Below are 22117 nucleotides of genomic sequence, written 5' to 3' on the forward strand. Positions count from 1 at the left end.
ACTCATGTCTTTGTTTTGGACACTTTTGATCACTTGCGCTCGAAAGTCTGCTGAATAGGTCATGTATTCTTCTGCCGTGTCGCTTATTTTAAAAGTATTGTATCTTATTTATAAAAGACTGACTATATATACGATAGTAAAATTAAGAGCATATCAGTAGCATACGAAGAAGAGCTAGAAGCTATTAATGATAAGAATGCTCAGTTAGATCAGCTTCTAGGTAATGCAGCAAGCAGAGTGATTGTCTCAGAGTATGCAGATAGCGCAAAACAAGAAAAAATAGCTGCCGAATGGTTGAGAGGGGGATCAATTTTTTGCATGGCAGTCATCATTGTGATAGCTGGATATTCTTTTTGGGAGTCTATACACCAAAGCTTCGACCTTTCTAATGCTCTTTTACGATTAGCATTAGTATTCTTATTATCTGTGCCAGCTGCTTACTTAGCGCGTGAGTCTACTAAGCATCGTCAGCAACAGTATACACACCTTCAAACATCACTAGATTTGAAAGCTATCAATCCCTATATAGCCTCGTTACCTGAAGAAGAGCAACATAAAATAAAATCAGAAATTGCTCAAAGAATATTTGCCCCTAAAGATTTTCAATCTATAAGTAATGAGTCTTATCCAATTAATTCTCAAGAAGTCATCATGGCACTTATTTCAAAGTTTGGAAATGATAAGGATAAATAAGCCAACTAAGCATACATAGAAAATATCCTTTCAATACTGTATCAGGATAAGATTTGTTCTAACATTTAGCTAAGAAATCTTAAGCCAGACGTTTTCAATGCCCATACCATCTCAACAAAGGCGCGGCTATTAGTCAGAGGCTCGCCATCGATGATGAGGGCGTAACCTGAACCATCAATCCATAAGAACACAAAGCTGGTCTCAGGAATCAGTAAGTCAACTTGTTGAAAAAACGAGATGGCTTGGCTTTCGACCGCCCAGCCGCGTTGTTTTTGGCGGATCATAAAACCTGAAAAGTCAGCAGCTGCAACACTTAGCATGTCCGCTTCTTCTTGGCTGTAACCGATTCGTGCTAGGCAAAACCCTTCATCAGAGCCAATAGCGGCACGGCGTTTACCGGATAAGCTGGCAACCACATACGGTAAAAACTGGTCCAACGGCAGATTGGGTGCGGGTAACAACAAAGACAGCTTTTCAATCCAGCCGTGTTCTATAAAGCTCTGTAGCCATTCGTCAGGATAACGCTCAAGCCAATCAGCGGCGAGCAACGTCTCCCCATAGGACATTAAGTCTTGTAATGACAGCTGTTCATCAGTGGGCTCACTTTGTGAAAATGCCTCAAAAATACCGGCTGGAGTGAGGGTTAGATACGTTTTATCAGCATTTAAGTAAGAGGACATAGCGGCTACCATTGTGATGAAAGGGTTAAATCGGCGATAAATTAGGTCTTGATGGTTTGATCAAGATGCTGTTGACAGTTGTTCCAGCGCTCATCGAATTGCCAGTCGCTTTTACCCAAGCGAAACCATACTAGCGAGAAGGCAAGTAGATCATTGCGAGTGATACAGTGAGCAAAGAATTCGTTTTCGATCTGCTCAATCGTGCCCCAATCCTTATCTTCACGCGCCTGCATGAGCTCAGCGGTGATGTCTTTGGATATTTCTTTGGCATCATCGCTACTGATAAGCAATCGCTGTTTTTGCTCATTGAGAGACGGCGATATCAGGACACTCCAGCGAGTCGCCAGCATACTATTGCGTTGAATATATCGCTTCTTACTAATACAATCGCGAAACCCTTGCTGGACATGAGGGTACAAGCGATCTTTAATACGCGTAAACAGGTTATTTACATCGTAAGGGATGTCATACCAACAGCCATAAAAAAAGTCTGCGACGGCACCTTGTAGCGGCTCTTTTTCGGTCAAAAGTAATGCGGCATTGATACGTTGTTCATGAAAATGACGGTTATTGGGTGCCAAAAACACTTTACGCGAATATAAACGAAATACTCGGCGCGCTTCCATCTCATTTTCTTTGATAAGGTCTAAATCAGACATAATAGTGTCCTTTAAGTCATAGTGTCTATTGTATGACTAACAACTTATGGCTAATATCGTATGGTCAAAATGATATAGCCACTATTGAGCGACAATAGCCTATGACTTCACTAAGCGAAACGGTGCAACGTGCCAATTAATAAGTAATAATTAATCAAGTAAAGTTTGCATCAAATCTATCATAAATTCAGCATCTTCTTCGTCCATGGCTTCAAACCCTTGAGGCATGCCAAGTTCAGCCAATGCTTCTCTACCATCGTCATCATTATGCAAGTTCAGGATCGCATTCATGAATATTTCTGTATCAGGAAAGCCATCTTTAATCAGTAATACATGGCTAATATCTGCCAAATCACTTTCGATTAGCACTGACAGCTGAGTTTTGGTCAAGCGTGAAAAGCTATGAAAAATCTCTGCCAAGAAGAAAGCCGCTTGAGCATCACCTTTGATGACTTTACGGGCAGCTGCCTGATAAGTTTCAGTGATATCCCAGTTAAGATCAGACTCTTCTATATCCACAGCTTCTAGTAAGCGTAAGCCAATCAGCTTAACATCACGGTTGTCTGCCATTGCTACGGTCGCACCCGCTTTAATGTCTTCTAAGCGCTTGATATCACTGTTTGCCGCAGCAGCAATGACCATCTCATCCGATTTGCCGATAGGGCGTGCAACAGCGCGATAGCCTTGTTCACGGATCAAAGTAGCTGCATCAAATGGGTTGGCATAGATAACTTGAATGTCACCTGCCTCAATGATTTGCTCTTGTTCAGCATGTGAGGTAGGTATGTTCAGATGCATATTTAGGTTGGCACGTTTCTGAATCAAAATATTAAACATGTGCCAGCCTGCAAAACGCTCAGGAGAAAAATCAGGGGCGATTAACATATTGTGTGTCGTCATGATTTAGCCTTCCTCATTTTGATTCATTTGGGCATACTGAGCCATAGCCGCTTCGATTTTGCTACGTGATGGCTTACGGCGTACCGAGGTATAACCCACTGTTTCGCCGCGACGAATGTTCGGCACAACGGTCGCATAGACCCAATAGTGACTACCATCTTTGCATAAATTCTTAACGTAGCCATGCCATTTTTGCCCAGCCGCTGCGGTATCCCACAAATCTTTATAAGCGGCTTTTGGCATATCAGGGTGGCGCAAAATGGATTGAGGCTGACCAATAAGCTCATCAACGCTGTAGCCACTGATTTCGACAAAAGCATCGTTGACGTGAGTCAGCACACCATCCAAATCGGTGCGAGATACAATCAGCTTGCCATCAGGATAAGGGCGTTCAATACCAGTATCATAGACAGTCCGTGATGTACCATCATAATAAGTCAGAGTAATCTGCTCAGCGGGCATATCAGGCTTATGTGCATCAGGGATTGGAGAACCCATCGTAATCTCCTTTATTTATCGTTATATTTATAATGATTAAAAAGCCAATCTGGTGTGGTAGTTGTCGATAACATCAGGTTGCCTTTCAGCTCAGTCGTCGTCCCAATATTTATCAGGCTATTATTCCACACAAATAATGTGTGCCATCTTAAATATTTTTTATGAGACAGTCACTTCATTTTGATTTAAAGTCATATTTATCAGTCGCGCTATGTGCTATATGACGTTAAATAATCAAAAATGTGTTATCGACAAAAATCCAAATTTACCAATTAGATAAGTTTTGCAAGGGCTTCTGAGGCACGCTTGATATCTAAGAATATCAAACCAAGTTTTGCATTCGGTTTTGCCATAATAGTAAGTACCGCTTCATCTCCAGATGAGGTCATAATCACGTAGCCTTTTTCGCCTTGAATCATAATACGATCGATACTACCACGTGCCAACTCACGACCTGCGCGGTCACCCAATGACAATAAAGCCGCTGACATAGCGCCAACACGGTCTTCATCAACGCCCGTTGGTAGTGCTGAGGCAATCATCAGACCATCGTTAGAAATAAGGGCAGATGCTTCAACATCGGCTGATGAGCTGTTTAGGTCTTCCAAGATTTGCTGGAATGAATCTGTACGCATATCGCTTTCTCTATGACGGGTTATTCAATTGATAAAATAACAGTTAGTAATGGTGGAGAATAAATGTTGACTAAGTCGGCTATTATAAACCCTTGCTGTTAATATTGATATACATCAGCTCAAGCAAAAAGCCAAGTTTTTGAGTTTTTTTATACCGTTTGGTGCTGATTATTGACCTTTCGTCTTTACTTAACGGTTATCAATCTACAAATTTCCATTAAGATTTGATTTATTGACCTATTAGGAAAACGAAGGTTTTTTAGTAATACAGGATTATTTTTAGCACAATCAATGAGATCTGTAAGCTCATCAGTCGGCGCCTCAAGGTGCTATGCAAAGGCGCACGCTAGACTGTGCCAATAAAAATCGCTTATAACTTTTCATGATGGTGATATTTACTAGACTTATACGCCTCAAAAATGATATATATTATGAGATAAAAAATGTTCTTGTCTCTGAATGTGGCATCTAGGCATAAATTCAGTCAGCTTTTTTAATCCCATTTGTCTCTACACAAACCAGCGTGTCGGGGCAATTTCAGTTTTACACCAGTGTCTACAATCCTCTCGTTTGTTGTCATACGACGTGACATCGGTGTAAGTAAGCACTATCACCATTTTTACCCTAAGGAAAAGATATGAGTATCAGTCAGGCCATCGAAAAAGTCGAAGCGCGTTACGCCCATCAACCTGAATTCGTTCAAGCGGTAAAAGAAGTTGCAATTACGATTGCGCCGTTATACGACGCCCACCCAGAATATGATACTTTTAAAATATTTGAGCGCCTCGTTGAGCCTGACCGCGTTATTGCTTTTCGTATTAACTGGGAAAATGATCAAGGTGAGGTTCAGGTTAACCGCGGCTGGCGTGTCCAGTTCAGCAATGCCTTAGGTCCTTATAAAGGTGGCGTGAGATTTCATCCGACTGTCAACCAATCTGTGTTGAAGTTCTTAGGCTTTGAGCAAATATTCAAAAATGCTTTGACTGGATTGCCAATGGGCGGCGGTAAAGGTGGCTCTGATTTTGATCCCAAAGGCAAAACAGACAGTGAAATCCGCCGTTTTTGCTATGCCTTTATGCGTGAACTACATCACTATGTGAATAAAGACATCGATGTGCCCGCTGGTGACATTGGCGTGGGTGGGCGTGAAGTCAGCTATATGTTTGCTATGTATAAGAATTTAACGCATGAATACGGCGGCGTTTTGACCGGTAAAGGCGTTGGCTTCGGTGGCAGTTTGATGCGTACTGAGGCGACAGGTTATGGCGCGGTGTATTTCTTAGAAAACATGCTTACGGCGCAAAATGACGATATCAAAGGTAAGAGAGTATTGGTTTCAGGTGCTGGTAACGTCTCATTACATGCTGCTGAAAAAGCCCATATGCTGGGCGGCATCGTCGTCACTGTGTCAGACTCACAAGGGACTTTGTATGATGAAGCGGGTCTGAATCAAGAAAAAATTGATTGGCTCAAGGCGCAAAAAGCAAAAAGCAAACCGTTGGCTGAGTACGTCGATGTTTATGGTGGAGAGTGGTTTGCGCAGCAAAAGCCGTGGCAATTCAAAGGCGATATCGCAATTCCATCAGCGACGCAAAACGAAGTCAATGAAGAAGATGCCAAGCTCATGGTTGAAAATGGCATCACATACGTTGTCGAAGGTGCCAACATGCCATTGACTGCTGAAGCCATCGACTATATTCGTTTGCACCGTGTGCATTATGCCCCAGGTAAAGCCGCTAACGCGGGCGGTGTAGCAGTCTCTGCGCTTGAGATGTCACAAAACTCAGTCCGTCAGTATAAGAGCTTTGAGCAAATCGACTTGCGCCTCAAAAATATCATGAGAAATATCCATGACTGCGCAGCTGATGCCTCAGAACAGTATGGTCAAACGGATAATGGCTATATCAACTATATGGCTGGTGCAAATATCGTTGGCTTTAAACGAGTTGCCGATGCATTGGTTGCTTACGGTATTTTAAACTAAGCACTTTTATCATAGCCACCTATTAACGAATAACGCGTCTGTTTTAACGATAGGCGCGTTTTTTATGGATTAACCCTACCGTGAATAGTCAAAGTGGTTTTTATGAAGTGATACGATTGACCTATTGATAATGTGTGTTTTTTAAAAGATAATAATTTTAGAACACTCAATAAGATTAATTTTGTGGAGACCGTTATGAGCAAGATTTTCAAGCCATTTTCGCTAACGACTTTGGGTACTCGTGCTGCAGTAGTAGTGGGTGCGGCTATGTTAACTACGACAATCTATGCATCTACACATCAACCGCTAGCAAGTGAGGTCCAAGCCGCCAAAGCCAGCAGAATAAGCTTACAACAAGCAATAAATATTGCGGCGAAAAAGTCATCTGGTCTATTGATGAGCGCCAGCTTTGATCACGATGATGATAAAGCGCAAGGCGGTGTGTATGAGATGGAATTTGTAACCAGTAGCCGAAACTATGAAATCAAAGTCGACGCCATGAATGGTAGAGTGATCAGTACGGATGTGGAACGATTAGACAGTGATGATCTGGTCGATTATAAGGCGCTTAAACAAGCGAAGATTGATGTTAAACAGGCAATGAAAATTGCTGAAAAACAATCGGGCGGTCGTGTTATCGAGATTGAGTTTAAAAACGACCGAGATTATAGTGATCATGCATCCTATTATGAAACTGATATTCTCAAAGGTAATAGTATCGTTTGGCTAAATGTTGATGCCAATACTGGCAGTGTATTTAACAATAAGTTTAAGAAATAGCTAAGTAAGTTAGACATACAGATAGATAGACAGGTATCGCTAATAGTCGTTTTTCTTGCTAATCAGTTTTTTGAAAATGGGATAGCAAAGCTGTGCATTTATTATTAAAAAGGCCCCAATCATTCAATGACTGGGGCTTTTTTAATGTGAGTATTTAGATAAGTTCGCTATACCGTCTCACGCCACTTGCCTTGAATCATAATGCCGTTAATAGGGTTTAGTCCCATCTGATAAGCCAAATCCGCAGGGCGGGCGATATCCCATAGGACTAAATCTGCATCACAGCCAACTTCTATTTTACCTTTATTAGATAGACCTAGCGCTTGTGCGGCGTTAACAGTTGCCCCTGCCAGTACCTCTTCAGTGGTTAAGTAAAACAGCGTACAGCCCATATTCATTGCTAACAGTAGCGATGTCAGCGGTGATGTACCTGGATTACAATCAGTAGAAATAGCCATGGGTACTTGGTGTCTTCGTAATGCCTCAATAGGTGGCAACTTGGTATCCCGCAGGGTATAAAATGCACCGGGCAATAGAACTGCAACGGTATCACTGGCCGCCATTTTTTTGATGTCGTCTGCTGATAAATGCTCTAAATGGTCGCTTGATAACCCTTTGTATTCAGCAACCAAGGCGCTGCCACCTATATCAGACAACTGCTCAGAGTGCAGTTTGACTGGTAGGTTTAATGAGCGTGCCACCTCAAAAACGCGTCTGATTTGCTCAGTGCTAAAGGCGATGTTTTCACAAAAGCCGTCGACCGCATCGACTAAGCCTTCTGCATGTAGAATTGGTAACCATGTACACACTTGCTCGATATAATCATCCGAGCGGTCCTGCATGTGAGACTTGTATTCAGGTGGCAAGGCATGCGCCGCTAGATAAGTGGTGCTCACATGGATATTGTGTTTGTCACCAAGTTGGCGAGCAACCGTGAGCATTTTGCGTTCCGTGTCTAAATCTAAACCGTAGCCCGATTTGATTTCGATACTGGTGACGCCTTCTTTCATCAGTGCAAGCAACCGTTTTTCACTTTGTGCAAATAGCGATTCGATACTGGCAGCGCGGGTAGCAGTGACGGTTGAGACGATACCGCCACCTTGTGCGGCAATGTCTTGATAACTAGCGCCAGTCAAACGTGCCTCAAACTCATTACTGCGATTGCCACCATAAACGATGTGAGTGTGACAGTCGATAAGTCCTGGGGTAATCCACTTGCCATTTACATCTGTGATTTGATGATCTTGATAGTTAGGCAGATGAGCAGTGACTTGATCCTGTGTACCAACCCAAGCGATTTTGCCACTTTTGATACCGATAGCCGCGTGAAATAGTTGACCGTATGGAATGCTATCAGCGTGCTTATTTGTATCTACACCTGTATCAATACCAAAACCATGCTGCTCTGAAAAAGTGGCGATATTGGCGTTAATAATGACATGGTCAAATGATGTCATAGTAGACTCGTCGAGCGTGATCTCTGTCGTATTATTGGAATCATCCATAATGTTCTCCTGATTATTTTGCAGGCAGTGACTTTTGTTAGTAAGACTTAGACGACCAGTAAATGCTGCTCTATAATAGTCGCTAATAGTCTTGCCGCAACTTTGCAGCTACGCGCATCAATATCAAAGGTGGGATTAATCTCGGCAATGTCGGCCATTTTTACTTTACCAGTAGCCATAATGGTTTTTACCATGCGTTCAACAAACCTAAGATCAATGCCAAAGGCGGCAGGTGCGCTAACTCCTGGAACGACGCTAGATGGCAAGCAATCCATATCGATGGTTAAATACACGATATCAACCTTATCTACAAAGCTTTTGACTTGCTCAGCAAGCGTATCCCAAGGCTGCTGCTGACAGTCTTCGTCACTGATTACTTGTACACCTAACTGCTCAGCGCGATCAAAGAGCGCCGCCGTGTTAGAGAAGCGACTGACGCCAATACAGCAATAATGAAAGGGCTGACCATGTGCGTCAAGATGCTCAGCAATTTGGCGAAACGGTGTACCAGAAGTCGCCACATCAGATTGACGAATATCAAGATGGGCGTCAAAATTAATGATGCCGATGGTAGGCGGGGCATTTGCTTCGCTTTTATTTTTTAATGCCTGCCATAGTCCCAAAAAACTACCATAGGCGATGGCATGACCACCACCAAGACCAATGGGCAAGCCACCTTTTTTAACAATAGCACTCACCTTATCCGCATATTTGAGCTGAGCTTGCTCAAGAATGTTCGTGGCAAAATCATCATCGTCATGACAATAGATATCGCCTGCATCACCCAACAATGTCGCCAGTTGATTATCATAGCATGTTTGCAATGGCGCAATGACCGGCAGTGTCGCAAACGCTCGGCGAATCAGCGGTGGGGCAGCTCGTGCACCCACGCGGCCTTGATTGCGCCTAACCCCTTGATCACATGCAAAGCCGATTAGCCCAATATTTTGATCCTCGTAAGGCTTTGCGAGCTGATACCAGTAGCGGGCACGTGCCGTCTCAAATGGCTCTGCACGGCCGGTCCACAGCATCATGTCAGCCGCTGTGTGACTCACGGTTGTGCTAATTTTCGTCATGGACATTACTCATTCCCTTCTATTATCTAACGCTTATTTAGACTCGTACCAGTTGCTACGTAATGACTGCCAGTGCTCAGCAAGCGTACCGTCTAATACCAATTGCTTGGCCGCTTCGATATCAGGCGCTAGGTAGCGGTCTTTATCATAGAAAGTCACTTTCTCGCGCAGTTTCTGATGCGCCACAGTCAACGGCTCTGATGTCTCTAATCCGCGATGAAAATCAATCCCTTGACCAGCAGCCAATAGCTCAATACCAATGATAGTGGCAGTATTCTGTGCCATCTCATATAGGCGGCGTGCGCAATAGGTCGCCATCGATACATGATCTTCTTGGTTGGCAGAAGTTGGGATACTGTCGACGCTACCGGGATGAGCGATAGATTTATTCTCTGATGCCAGCGCGGCTGCGGTCACATGGGCGATCATAAAGCCTGAGTTCACCCCAGCGTTATCAACCAAGAATGGCGGTAGACCACCTGACAGCGTCGCATCGATTAGCAAAGCGACACGGCGCTCAGACATAGAACCAATCTCGGCGATTGCCAAGGCCAAAATATCAGCGGCAAAAGCGACTGGCTCAGCATGGAAGTTACCACCTGAAATAGCGACTGGGCCATCTTCATTATTAAAAATAAGTGGGTTGTCTGTCACCGCATTGGATTCGATTAGTAGCGTTTTACCTGCTTGATTGATGATATCAAGACAGGCACCCATGACTTGCGGCTGACAACGCAGGCAGTAAGGGTCTTGTACTCGGTCATCCTGCTCACCATCATGCGAGGCGCGAATCGCACTGCCTTTAATGAGTTGACGGTGTGCTTTGGCGATTTCAATTTGACCATGATGCCCACGTACTTCGTGAATACGCGCATCAAATGGTGAATCCGAGCCTTTGGCAGCATCAATCGACAGTGAGCCTACAATGGTGGCGGTCTCAAGCAAATCACGCGCTAAGAAATAACCCCGTAATGCCAATGCGGTTGAGACTTGCGTGCCGTTGATAAGTGCGAGGCCTTCTTTGGCTGCTAGGGTAATTGGCTCAAGTCCATGTTGAGCTAGCGCTTCTGCTGCAGGCACTTTTTCGCCAGCGACAAACACGTCACCTTCACCCATCATTGCAAGCGTCATGTGTGATAAAGGCGCTAAATCACCAGAAGCACCAACTGAGCCTTTTGCCGGAATGTTTGGCGTGATTTGATTATTGATTAAGGCAAGTAAGCTGTCCACTACCTCGCGGCGTACGCCTGATACGCCTTGTGCTAGGCTGGCCACTTTCATCACCATAATCAGTCGTACCACGCCGGCAGGAAGTGCGTCACCAGTGCCCACTGAGTGAGAAACGATCAAGTTGTGCTGAAGTAGCTCAAGCTGATCATCACTGATACTGGTCTTTGCTAACAAGCCAAAACCAGTATTGATACCATATGCGCTTTTGTCTCGGGCAATAATCGTACGCACATCTTCATGTGAGGCATCTATTGCGGCATACGCACTCTCAGGCAATGTCAATATGACAGGGTGCTCATAGATATCACGTAGCATCTTAAAGCTAAGCTGGCGAGGGTGTAGGGTTAATTGTTTGATATCGTTCATAGGGTGATCCTAGTATTGTAAGACATATGGGTTATATTATTTTTGATTCATGTCTTTGTTGAAATGACGTTTTTTAAATGTTTTTAGTTAACATAATACTTGTTATTAAATTTGTTTTTTTAGCCAATCCAGTTGAAGTACATGGCTAGATGTCCGAATGCCGCAGCCAATAAAATACTGAGTACCACGCGCTCGAACCAGATAATGACCATTTTTCCGACAGATAATGGTATTTCAGTGGCAAGCACACAAGGAATCATGGCAGAGAAAAACAACACGCTGCTAATAGAGATGACCCCTGCAACATAGCGAGTCAGTATATCAGCCTCACTGAGGAGTAGTGCTGGCAAGAACATTTCAGCCAATCCCGCTGACATACCTTTGGCGGCAACCAGAGGCTCTGGTAAGCCGCTAAGCCATGTAAATGGATAAAGAAGCAAGCCTAAAGCATCGAATACAGGCGTATACTTTGCTAATAGTAATCCTGTCAAGCCAACCGCGATGATAGAAGGCACAATCGCCGCTGCCATCGTCAGCCCATCGCGAAAGTTAGACCATAAGATTTGTTTTAGGTCAGAGGCACGGCGCGAAGTGGACAAACCTAAATCAAATGCTGCCGCCAGACGTGTACCACGTCTATGGTCTAAAACGGGACGTTCAACGCTATCATCAACAAGGCTAATGGGTGGAATACGAGCAGTAATCGCAGTAACGATAAAGGTAATTACTAGCGTAGACCAAAAAAATAGGTTCCAAAACTCCATCAGACCAAGCGTTTTGGCAACAATGACCATAAATGCCGCTGATACGGTCGAAAATCCAGTCGCAATGATAATGGCTTCGCGCGCTGAATATTGCTTTTGCAAATACACGCGATTAGTAATGAGTAGCCCGATAGAGTAGCTACCAACAAAGGATGCGACGGCATCAATCGCTGATGAACCTGGGGTTTTCCAGATAGGTTTCATGATTGGCTGCATGAGCACACCGACCATCTCGAGCAAACCAAAACCCACCAAAAATGCTAAAATTAATGCCCCAAGCGGTACAATCATACCGACTGGTAATGCCAGTTTTTCAAACAAAAACGGCAGCATGTCCTTTTCCATCATAAAGGCAGGCGCTACGTCAGCAACATACATCACTGCCAGTATCAGACCAATGATTTTAAAAGCAGTCATAATCATGTGGGTAATGTTTTTACGCCATGAGCCGTCTATAAATGGCTTGCTTACCCCAAAGATCATCAATAAAAATAATAACGTCACAGACAATGTATGCTGCTGATTGACCAGATAAGTTGCCCCATGATCGAACAAAATCGTGCTTTTCTCACCAATGGTAAATGGCACAAAAAACATGACCAAACCGATAGCACTAAAGACTATCAACTGCAGTAACGCTATAGGTTTAGACAGTAGTGCTTCAGTTGGTGTCGCTGCTGCATCCTTGAGATTTAGTGTCGTATTTTGCTCAATCACATTATCCTCCTTGATAAAATGTCGATAATATCCTTATGTCAAGTAATCACTTATAAGGATAAAGGGTATGCTACTTAATCATCGGCAGATTCAGACCATAATCTTTCGCTGTTTTGATCGCTAGCTCATAACCTGCATCGGCGTGACGCATAACCCCTGAGCCGCAATCATTGACCAGTACCCGCGCCAAGCGTTTGGCAGCAGCATCAGTACCGTCTGCGACGATGACCATGCCTGAGTGCTGCGAGTAGCCCATGCCAACGCCGCCGCCATGATGTAGTGATACCCAAGTCGCGCCGCCTGCTACGTTGAGCATACCATTCAATAATGCCCAGTCAGATACCGCATCTGAGCCGTCTTTCATGCTTTCCGTTTCGCGATTTGGACTAGCCACTGAGCCTGTGTCCAAGTGGTCGCGGCCGATGACGATAGGGCCTTTTAACTCGCCGTTTTTGACCATTTCATTAAAAGCAAGACCTGCTTTGTCACGCTCACCCAATCCTAACCAGCAGATACGGGCAGGCAAGCCTTGGAATTGAATACGCTCTTTTGCCATATCTAACCAGCGATGGATATGTTGGTTTCCAGGGAACAGCTCTTTAATTTTTTGATCTGTTTTGTAGATGTCTTCTGGGTCACCTGATAATGCGACCCAGCGGAAGGGTCCTTTACCTTGGCAAAACAGCGGACGAATATAAGCGGGGACAAAACCTGGGAAATTAAAGGCATCTTTAACGCCTTCATCAAAAGCCACCTGACGGATATTATTACCATAATCGGTCGTTGGAATGTCCATCGCTTGTAGATCTAGCATCGCCTGTACGTGTACGGCACAAGATTCAGCGGCAGCTTTGGTTAATGCTCCATGTTGCTCTGAATCCTCTTGCGCAGCTTTCCATTCTTCTACTGTCCAGCCAACTGGCAAGTAACCATTGATCAAGTCATGTGCTGAGGTTTGGTCAGTGACCAAATCAGGCTTCATGCCACCATCGTGCGCACGCTTGACCATTTCAGGTAGGATATCTGCGGCATTACCAAGTAGGGCAATAGAGACCGCTTCACCTGCGTCGGTATGCTGTTTGATCAATTCATAAGCATGGTCGAGATCATCGGCTTGCTTATCGACATAACCAGTACGCAAGCGGAAATCGATACTAGACTGTTGGCACTCAATGTTCAGTGAAGTTGCCCCTGCAAAAGTAGCCGCAAGTGGCTGCGCGCCGCCCATACCGCCCAGACCCGCGGTTAAAATCCAACGTCCTGCCCAGCTACCATCATAATGCTGACGACCTGCTTCCACAAAGGTCTCATATGTCCCTTGCACGATGCCTTGGGTGCCAATATAAATCCAGCTACCAGCCGTCATTTGACCATACATCATCAAGTCTTTGCGATCGAGCTCGTTAAAATGCTCCCACGTCGCCCAGCGCGGCACAAGGTTAGAGTTTGCAATCAATACACGCGGTGCATTTTCGTGCGTTTGAAACACGCCAACTGGTTTGCCAGATTGCACCAATAAGGTTTCATCGTCTTCCAATTCTTTTAATGACGCTAGGATTTGATCGTAGCTTTCCCAATTGCGGGCTGCGCGTCCGATACCACCATAGACCACGAGGCTTTTAGGATTTTCGGCCACATCAGGATGCAAATTGTTTTGCAGCATACGATAAGGGGCTTCGGTCAGCCAGCTTTTGCAATGTAGAGTACTGCCAGTGGGCGCGGCGATTTCGCGGCTCTCATCACGGCGAGTCAGCTTAGTCTCTTTATTGGTTCCATGGTCAGTAGTCATTATCATATCCTTGTGATATCTGTTAAGACGATAAAGTAATCAAAGTAAGTGTTTTACAGTCAGTCTATAAATTTAGCGAAACATCGATTAGATGACGCAAATTTTTTAGCACTGTCATAAAGTTGTATATACAAATTATCAAAGATATTTTTTTCATGCAAGCAGTTTTTGTTAAATGACTCAATTATTTTTGTGAGGGTTTTGGTAGATAGATAAATGTCACAGTGTTTTGACAAGGTTCATGACGTTATCTCGTGATATTATGGCGCTACTATTATTGGTGAAACTAACGGTTAAACACGGACATGACAAAGACAATCCCGGCATATCAGCGGATTAAAAACGCCATATTAGACAATATACACTCGGGTAAATGGCAAGCGGGCAATGCAATTTCTACAGAAATGGCGTTGGCAAAAGAATTTGGCGTATCGCGTATGACGGTCAATCGCGCCCTAAAAGAGCTGAGCGAAGAGCGAGTGCTAGAGCGCCGGCAAGGGTCGGGGACGTTTGTCGCCCAGCAGCAGTTCAATCATACCTTTGTAGAAGTGCGCAATATCGCGCAGGATTTAAAATCTGCCAACCGCGATTATCAGGCGCAAGTGGTGAGTAAACGCATACTTACGGCTGCGATGTTGGATGATGAATTACGGCGTAAATTTGATATTAATAAAGTAGCTGTGTCTTCTGATACAAGCGCTAACACAAACGCTGATACAACCGTAATGGATGACAGTACTGGCGCAGATAGTAGTAGCGACGTTGCTGTTTTATACGAGGTAAAAATCATTCACTTTGCGGATGGTCAGCCCATACAGTTCGAAGAGCGCTGGGTGGATGCGCAAAAGGTGCCAGAATTTATTGAGCAGGATTTTAGTGTGGTCAACACCAGTGATTATCTCATTGCCAAAAGTCCACTAGAGCGCGGTCGCTATACCATTCGTGCACTGGCGGCACCAGATGAGATAGCTGCGCTACTGCAAATCGCACCGCAGTCGCCGACATTGGTATTGCGTCGCCAGACCTATTCAGCAGGTCGAGTATTGACCTTTGTGAAGATGTGGCATGCAGGCGATCGTTATCAATTCTCAGGTGAATTATAATAGTCTTACGCATGCTCACTGTTTTTGTACGTTTATTCTTTCTGAAGTGCGCTAGTATATGAATAAATGGCTATTTAATTGGCAATAATAACGTTAATATCTGCCTAAAAAATGTCCAAAAATTCAAAGATAATATAGAAGCAGTATTGAAAAATATGTTGATCATCCTCAAATCGAGCAGCCAAAGCTAAATAATGCGGCGCAAATACTTTATTATAGTATTTGCCTGTGCTGGTCTTATCCTTATTTGTTGCTATGGTTTTATTGGCACGATACCTTTTTGCATTATTCATTCACTCTTATAAGGACGTCTTATGAAACGTCGTACTCTTTTAGCACTTGCCGCCAGTACTATGCTACTTGCCGCTTGTGGTCAGTCTACTACCAATGAAGCAGAAACCAATGCGACAGACAGTGCCGCGACGGGTGGCTCTGATTTGCTGCAACGTATCAATAATGGTGGCACCATCAACGTCGGTACAGAGGGTACTTATCCGCCATTTACCTATCATGATGAGAGTGGCAAGCTAACTGGCTATGATGTCGAAGTGACACGTGCAGTTGCGGATAAACTAGGCGTAGACGTCGAATTTAAAGAGACCCAGTGGGATGCTATGCTGGCAGGTCTTGACTCAAAACGCTTCGATATGGTGGCCAATCAAGTAAGCTTGACCACGTCTGAGCGTTTGGCTAAGTATGACAAAGCCATGCCATATAGCTGGTCGGGCGCGGTTGTACTAGCACCGACTGATGACAATCGTTATAGCTCGTGGGAAGGTTTAAAAGGTCTGCGTACTGCGCAATCACTGAGCAGCAACTATGGTGAACTTGCAGAACGCTACGGCGCAGAAATCGTCCCTGTCGATGGTATGGCGCAAGCGATTCAACTGGTTAAGCAAGACCGTGCTGACTTCACGATGAATGACAATCTGGCAGTATTGGATTATCTCAAAAAATTCCCAGATGCAGCACTTGAGATCAAGCTGACAGCGCCTGCGAGTGAGCAGACTGGTTCAGGTCTAGTACTCATCAAAGGGGACGACGCTGTGGTGGTAAAATTGAATGAAGCAATGGCCGCATTAGCAGCCGATGGGACGCTGACCAAGCTTAGCGAAGAGTTCTTTGGTGCTGATATAAGTCAACAAAAATAATGCTAGCGTCTATCACGTCAATGCTAGCTGAGTTACTGGCACTACTACCATTTATGGATCCTGCGCGGGCGCAAATTGTTATCAATTCATTTTGGCCAATGCTTAAAGGCGGTATTTATTATTCAATACCGCTGGCGTTGATCTCATTTGCGATTGGTATGGCTATTGCGCTGACAGTAGCGCTGATTCGTATCATACCGCGTGCTGGCTGGTTCCATGAAGTCATATATAGACTTGCGCGTATTTATGTGTCCGCCATTCGCGGGACACCAATGCTGGTTCAGCTATTTATTATTTTCTACGGCTTGCCAAGTATCGGAGTAAAGCTTGATCCTTTTCCCTCAGCGATTATTGCCTTTTCGCTCAATATTGGCGCTTATGCATCGGAGACGGTGCGTGCCTCTATTTTGTCCATTCCAAAAGGTCAGTGGGAAGCAGGCTCGACCGTAGGCTTGACGTATCTACAAACCTTTCGTCATGTGATTTTGCCACAAGCACTTCGGGTGTCAGTACCCCCATTATCCAATACCTTTATCAGCCTAGTAAAAGACACCTCTTTGGCGTCATTGGTATTGGTGACTGAGCTATTTAAGCAGGCGCAAATCATCACCGCACGTAACTATGAATTTATGTTGGTCTATACCGAAGCGGCGATTATTTATTGGGGTATTTGTCTGTTCTTGACCTTTATTCAAGGTAAGCTTGAAACCAGACTTGATCGCTATGTGGCGAAATAAACCCTTGATAATAGGGGTATTATAGGATGGTAATACCGCGTCGATAAGCGTGTGTTATTAGCAAACAGATATCAGTACAACAGGAAGCTTTATGATTCAAGTCACTAATATTCACAAAGCCTTTGGTGGCAATCAAGTGCTTAAAGGCATCGACTTGACCATCGAAAAAGGCAAGGTAGTGGTGATATTAGGACCGTCAGGGTCTGGTAAAACCACTTTTTTACGCTGCTTGAATGCGCTGGAAATTCCTGATCAAGGCATCATTGCTTTTGATGATGGTAGCTTAACGGTTGATTTTGCTACCAAGCCTAAGAAAAAAACATTGCTCGCGCTGCAGCGTAAATCAGGCATGGTATTTCAATCTTACAACTTGTTTCCACATAAGACTGCGATTGAGAATCTAATGCTTGGGCCGACGGTAGTGCAAGGGCAAACTAAGGCGCAAGCCCGCGAGCAGGCACTGGCATTACTTGATAAAGTAGGCTTATCGGATAAGGCAGATCTGTATCCGTTCCAGCTATCTGGTGGTCAGCAGCAGCGTATCGGCATTGCTCGTGCACTGGCTATCGAGCCGTCATTATTATTATTTGATGAGCCAACGTCTGCGCTCGATCCTGAATTGGTACAAGATGTGCTGGGCACGATGAAGCAACTGGCATCTGAAGGCTGGACGATGGTCGTTGTGACTCATGAGATTAAATTTGCTCGTGATGTGGCGGATCATGTGGTGTTAATTGAGGATGGTCATGTGGTCGAAGAAGGTAGCGCTAAGCAGATGTTTGAAGTGTCTACTCATCCACGTACGCAGGCCTTTTTGCAGCGTATTGAACAGTAATATCATTAAGACAGTCCAAGTTATTTAGCAACTGTCTATGGTGTCAATGCTTTGCTCTAAAGTAACGTTCCAATAAAAAAATCTCCAGCTATTAATTATAGTTGGGGATTTTTTCGTCTAATAGCAATGGTGCCAAGGCTATTCAAAGGTCTTAAAAAGTACAGACTAAATTCTTTGTCGTCTTTTTAGCCAGCGTGGTACGCGAGTGGTAGTGCCGTTTAATATGGCATTAAATAAAGCTGCCATTAAGATTAACACCACGCCCACATATTGAATCCAAGATAAGGATTGATGCAGTAATAGTATGGCAAGGGCAATGGCAGTCAATGGCTCAAAAATCGTAAATACTGATGCACGAGTGGCAGGTAGTTTCTCTAATGCTTTCATATAAAGGGCAAAGGGCATGACGGTTCCAATCAAAGACAACCCTAAAGCATAGCCCCACGTATGTAAAGGTAAGCTCAATAACCGCCCATAGGTTTGATAGGTTTCAGGTAATAATAGCAGTACACCAGCACTGATGATAATAGAGGTAAAAAACACCAAAGGCGCAGGGTGAGCATCGTGCATCGCGCGCTTGCCCAGTACCCCGTATAAGGAATAACAGACGCCTGCTAGCAGTCCTAATAGGATGCCCCAGTTGACTTGCGCTTGCTCACCAAGCATCGTCAATCCAACACCAAATACCGCCATGAGCGCCATGAGCGCCAGTAATGCCGACTGGCGAGTGATAGATTCATCAAGCAAGAATGCCGAAAACAATAAGCTAAATACAGGCGCAGTATAAAGCAAGGCAACCGCAGGCCCAGCACCGACATAGATCACAGCAAAAAAGTAGCATACCGACATACAAAGTACGCCAATCAAAGATTGCAATGCCAGTCCAAGCCACTGCTTTCGACGAAGCTTGATAAGATGCGGCCATAGTTTTGGTAGCATGACAAGAATAAGAAAAGCCGCGGTCACGATACGTAAGATCGTAATCTGCCAACCACTAAAGCCGATTTGATTGAGGTAGGTCGAAAATATCCCCAAGGTACCCCAGCAGACCGCCGCCGTGATGATTTGAATGGTGCCTATCCATGACTGCTGTGCTGACATTACGCCATCGGTATTTGCCATATCGCTCTCTATTTTATTTTCTAGAAAATCCAAATAATAAGCTATGTCAGTTTTTTAGCTAAGGGTGTTTTTTTGACTCGTCGCTCATCACTCATTACTGTGCTGAAATAACAAAAGACAACCCGAGTAAGGGCTGCCTTTTGTTTATTTTTTTTAGTCTATCATTAAAGCGTTAATTAAGTTCGAACACAAGTCAGTTAGACATGAAATTCAATTTATTCGAGTTAGAGGTACGCTTGTCTTTAGCTTATCACCCTTTGGTGTCATATCCCCCAAACTTAAGTATCATGACTTACAACTGTAGTAAAAAATTCGTCAGCAAGCGTTTGGCACCTTCCGTCGCAAATGACTCTGGGTGAAACTGCACACCTTGAATGGGATAGTCTTTATGCTGTAATCCCATAATCTCCTCACCTGCTAGCGCTGATTCTGCCAAGCTTAAGTCAGCATGAGCGTCATTGGCGACGACAGCTGTGACAGCCAAGCAATCTGGTAAGGTGTCTGCTTTTACCATCAATGAGTGGTAGCGCATAATTTCAATCTCTTGTGGCAAGCCTTGATAAACACCCGCGCCATCATGGCGAATCGATGAAACCTTACCATGCATCGGCACGCTCGCCCGTACCACATCGCCGCCGAACACATGCGCAATCCCTTGCATACCTAAGCAGACACCCAATAGCGGCGTCGTCTTACCCATGACTTCGATGACTTCGGCACAAATACCGAAGTAGGCAGGATCGTCAGGAGCGCCAGGGCCCGGTGAAATGATAATGCGGTCAAGATTCATTGCCTGTACATCTGCTAACGTTATCTCATTATTACGTTTAACCATGACGTTTGCGGCTTTATCGTCGTCCATCGTCTGCAAAATCTCGCCGATATATTGGTAAAGATTAAAGGTAAACGAGTCGTAGTTATCTATAATTAAAACATTCATTGGTTATCAACTCTTTGGCAAAATATAAGCAATTTACGGGTTCATAAAACTGTCTAATACCACTTTCATGGCAGACAATTTACGCTGAATTTCTAGATATTCATCAGCAGGATTGGAGTCATAGACATTGCCGCCACAGGTCTGCGCATAAGCGGATTCGCCGTTGATGAATAGGCTGCGAATAGGAATGGCAAAGATACAGTCACCATTAAAGTTAAATGATCCAAGCGCACCACCATAAGCACCGCGACCATCTGGTTCTAGCTCATTGATGACTTTAATCGCTTCAACTTTTGGCGCGCCTGACAAAGTACCGGCGGGGAAGTTGCTGGCAAGGGCGCTAAACATATCTTCATTAGGATGCAAGATTCCGACGATTTCAGACGAGATATGTTGCACATGAGAGAAGCGTTTGATATCCATGAGGCTACGTACTTTGACGGTGCCAAATTGTGCCACGCGACCGATATCGTTGCGATGCAAATCGACTAGCATATTGTGCTCGGCAATCTCTTTGGCATCGTTGAGCAATGCGCGAGCAAGCTGTCGGTCTTCGATGACATCGACGCCGCGCTTGGCAGTGCCTGCCAGTGGATAGGTTTCCATCTCACCTTGGCGCAAGCGAAATAGCAGCTCTGGTGAGGCACCAATGATGCACTGCTGAGCAAATTTCATAAAATACATGTGCGGCGACGGATTGACCGACCGCAATTTTTCATAAATGGGCATTTTATCGCCGGCAATACGGTATTTGGATTTAAAGCCAACCTCACACTGAAAGATACGCCCTGAGATGATGTCTTCTTTGACTTGCATAACGGCTTTGGCATGCGCTTCTTGGCTCATTCCGTCACCCAAAAACTCAACCGTCGGCGGCTGATAATGTGGGATTGGTGCATCAAGTAGGGCTTTGATTTGCTCGATGCGGTTTTCTTGCTGCGCAGTTGGATAATAAAAGTAGAAAATCTCACCGGTCATCTTATCGAGCGTCAAACCATCCAAATATACGCCAAATTTAAACGGTTCAAAGTCATCGCTCGCTTTAGCATTGAGACTGGGTTCAAAGAAATTGACACTGTCGTAACCCAAATAACCGACAAGACCACCGCTTTGGTCGCGAGCAATGACGTGCTGCGGCGTAATTTTACGCAGTAGCTCGTAAGGATTATCCGTTTGATAACTGCTAGTCTCAGCGGTTTTATTATCAGTAATCGCGAGGGTTGTACGATCGATGGCAGCAATGGTCATAACGGGGTCGAAACCAATCGCATGATGACGCGCCATATGTCCATCTTCGCCCAATGATTCAAGTAAATAACAGGTCTCAAAAGCGCGCTCAATACGTTTGAACAACGCAAAGAAATCAATATCCTGCGTGAGTTTAATGCGCTGTGGTTTACTAGGAATATCAATAGCAGCAGGTTGGTTAGGTTTTGAATTAGGAGAGGTCATAACAATATCCAAATTGGTTCAATGATTGATCAAATAAAAAGTAAGACAAATTAAAGTTCTAGTTTCTAATTAATTAAGCGGGCTTTTCAGCTGTGTCTTTTATGAATGTTTTCTATGAGTCATGTCTATGAGTAATTAGTAAGGCACTCACATCGTGAACTTGCATGGCTTTGGCGCCGCGCGAGACGGTAGCGATACCGACACCTAGCTGCTCGGATATCTCGCGCTGGGTGACACCGCGCTCAAGCAAGTCAAAAATGCGGATACGATTGGCAATTTCCTGCTGCTCCTTTTCCGTCAATAGCGCACTGAATAGCAGGTCGATAGCGGTGCTGTCATGACAACTGGCTAAATGGCTTAATAAGCTGTGATAAGGGTCTGTGCTCATAACATTCATCTTAATGGAAAAGAAAAGGGAAGCTTACTTCGTTTCAGTATTCTAGTACGATAGTACATAAAAGGCAAGTAGTCTATGTAGATGTTTTGCTACTGCTGTTAAAT

General features: G+C 44.4%; 21 protein-coding genes. 7 read left to right on the plus strand and 14 right to left on the minus strand.

Translation table 11 applies throughout. The features are described 5' to 3' along the window. Positions 1-237: 237 nt before the first annotated feature. Positions 238-693 carry a hypothetical protein gene (locus tag JMW94_RS00935; protein WP_201599844.1) on the plus strand — a complete coding sequence of 152 codons (456 nt, stop codon included), beginning with the start codon at positions 238-240 and terminating at the stop codon, positions 691-693. Between the two features lie 65 nt (positions 694-758). Here the strand turns inward: JMW94_RS00935 and JMW94_RS00940 are convergent, their stop codons facing one another. The 5 genes from JMW94_RS00940 to JMW94_RS00960 all read right to left on the minus strand — a co-directional run bounded on the left by JMW94_RS00940 (position 759) and on the right by JMW94_RS00960 (position 4065). Then, on the minus strand, positions 759-1373 hold the full coding sequence (locus JMW94_RS00940; protein WP_201554603.1) for a hypothetical protein: 615 nt from the start codon (positions 1371-1373) through the stop codon (positions 759-761). Between the two features lie 41 nt (positions 1374-1414). Further along, entirely contained in the window at positions 1415-2032 is a 618-nt protein-coding gene (locus JMW94_RS00945) for a hypothetical protein (protein WP_201581915.1), read from the minus strand. A 150-nt stretch (positions 2033-2182) separates the two neighbouring features. Continuing rightward, positions 2183-2932 carry a PhnD/SsuA/transferrin family substrate-binding protein gene (locus JMW94_RS00950; RefSeq protein ID WP_045444391.1) on the minus strand — a complete coding sequence of 250 codons (750 nt, stop codon included), beginning with the start codon at positions 2930-2932 and terminating at the stop codon, positions 2183-2185. Between the two features lie 3 nt (positions 2933-2935). Next, positions 2936-3430: a PAS domain-containing protein gene (locus tag JMW94_RS00955; protein WP_055124629.1), complete on the minus strand. Its 495-nt coding sequence runs from the start codon at positions 3428-3430 to the stop codon at positions 2936-2938. A gap of 272 nt (positions 3431-3702) precedes the next feature. Beyond that, entirely contained in the window at positions 3703-4065 is a 363-nt protein-coding gene (locus tag JMW94_RS00960; protein WP_010201036.1) for a roadblock/LC7 domain-containing protein, read from the minus strand. 637 nt (positions 4066-4702) lie between these two features. Here JMW94_RS00960 and gdhA point away from each other — a divergent pair. Both gdhA and JMW94_RS00970 read left to right on the plus strand, forming a co-directional pair. Continuing rightward, entirely contained in the window at positions 4703-6049 is a 1347-nt protein-coding gene (gene gdhA, locus JMW94_RS00965; protein WP_201502734.1) for an NADP-specific glutamate dehydrogenase, read from the plus strand. 195 nt (positions 6050-6244) lie between these two features. Continuing rightward, a complete protein-coding gene (locus JMW94_RS00970; protein ID WP_201599856.1) occupies positions 6245-6829 on the plus strand; it encodes a PepSY domain-containing protein in 585 nt (194 codons plus the stop codon). Positions 6830-6996: 167 nt separating this feature from the next. On the opposite strand, the gene hutI is transcribed toward JMW94_RS00970, so the two are convergent. The 5 genes from hutI to hutU all read right to left on the minus strand — a co-directional run bounded on the left by hutI (position 6997) and on the right by hutU (position 14276). Next, positions 6997-8334 carry an imidazolonepropionase gene (hutI, locus tag JMW94_RS00975; RefSeq protein WP_201599859.1) on the minus strand — a complete coding sequence of 446 codons (1338 nt, stop codon included), beginning with the start codon at positions 8332-8334 and terminating at the stop codon, positions 6997-6999. 47 nt (positions 8335-8381) lie between these two features. Then, entirely contained in the window at positions 8382-9410 is a 1029-nt protein-coding gene (gene hutG / locus JMW94_RS00980; protein WP_413786175.1) for a formimidoylglutamase, read from the minus strand. 33 nt (positions 9411-9443) lie between these two features. Next, on the minus strand, positions 9444-11006 hold the full coding sequence (gene hutH / locus JMW94_RS00985) for a histidine ammonia-lyase (protein WP_201599865.1): 1563 nt from the start codon (positions 11004-11006) through the stop codon (positions 9444-9446). Between the two features lie 119 nt (positions 11007-11125). Next, positions 11126-12487 (minus strand): YjiH family protein, encoded by a 1362-nt coding sequence (locus tag JMW94_RS00990; protein WP_201599868.1) that lies wholly within the window; start codon positions 12485-12487, stop codon positions 11126-11128. A 70-nt stretch (positions 12488-12557) separates the two neighbouring features. Then, complete coding sequence (gene hutU / locus JMW94_RS00995; RefSeq protein ID WP_201599871.1) at positions 12558-14276, minus strand: urocanate hydratase; 1719 nt, start codon at positions 14274-14276, stop codon at positions 12558-12560. Between the two features lie 305 nt (positions 14277-14581). Here hutU and JMW94_RS01000 point away from each other — a divergent pair, with 305 nt between their 5' ends. From JMW94_RS01000 to JMW94_RS01015, 4 genes are all read left to right on the plus strand, one after another. Beyond that, a complete protein-coding gene (locus JMW94_RS01000; RefSeq protein ID WP_101212539.1) occupies positions 14582-15379 on the plus strand; it encodes a UTRA domain-containing protein in 798 nt (265 codons plus the stop codon). Positions 15380-15693: 314 nt separating this feature from the next. Continuing rightward, positions 15694-16530 (plus strand): amino acid ABC transporter substrate-binding protein, encoded by an 837-nt coding sequence (locus JMW94_RS01005; protein WP_201599874.1) that lies wholly within the window; start codon positions 15694-15696, stop codon positions 16528-16530. A gap of 53 nt (positions 16531-16583) precedes the next feature. Continuing rightward, on the plus strand, positions 16584-17267 hold the full coding sequence (locus tag JMW94_RS01010) for an amino acid ABC transporter permease (RefSeq protein WP_201600304.1): 684 nt from the start codon (positions 16584-16586) through the stop codon (positions 17265-17267). A gap of 91 nt (positions 17268-17358) precedes the next feature. Continuing rightward, positions 17359-18102: an amino acid ABC transporter ATP-binding protein gene (locus JMW94_RS01015; RefSeq protein WP_060491687.1), complete on the plus strand. Its 744-nt coding sequence runs from the start codon at positions 17359-17361 to the stop codon at positions 18100-18102. A gap of 165 nt (positions 18103-18267) precedes the next feature. Here the strand turns inward: JMW94_RS01015 and JMW94_RS01020 are convergent, their stop codons facing one another. From JMW94_RS01020 to JMW94_RS01035, 4 genes are all read right to left on the minus strand, one after another. Further along, positions 18268-19224: a DMT family transporter gene (locus tag JMW94_RS01020; protein WP_201599876.1), complete on the minus strand. Its 957-nt coding sequence runs from the start codon at positions 19222-19224 to the stop codon at positions 18268-18270. A 292-nt stretch (positions 19225-19516) separates the two neighbouring features. Further along, positions 19517-20164: an anthranilate synthase component II gene (locus JMW94_RS01025; RefSeq protein ID WP_201599878.1), complete on the minus strand. Its 648-nt coding sequence runs from the start codon at positions 20162-20164 to the stop codon at positions 19517-19519. Between the two features lie 33 nt (positions 20165-20197). Continuing rightward, positions 20198-21616, minus strand: coding sequence for an anthranilate synthase component I family protein (locus JMW94_RS01030; RefSeq protein ID WP_201599880.1), 1419 nt, complete (start codon positions 21614-21616; stop codon positions 20198-20200). A gap of 112 nt (positions 21617-21728) precedes the next feature. After that, the gene (locus JMW94_RS01035; RefSeq protein WP_201599882.1) at positions 21729-22004 is read right to left on the minus strand and encodes a Trp family transcriptional regulator; all 276 of its coding nucleotides are present in this window, start codon (positions 22002-22004) and stop codon (positions 21729-21731) included. Positions 22005-22117 lie beyond the last annotated feature (113 nt).

This window comes from Psychrobacter immobilis (assembly GCF_904846185.1).
Taxonomy (GTDB): Bacteria; Pseudomonadota; Gammaproteobacteria; order Pseudomonadales; family Moraxellaceae; genus Psychrobacter; species Psychrobacter immobilis_B.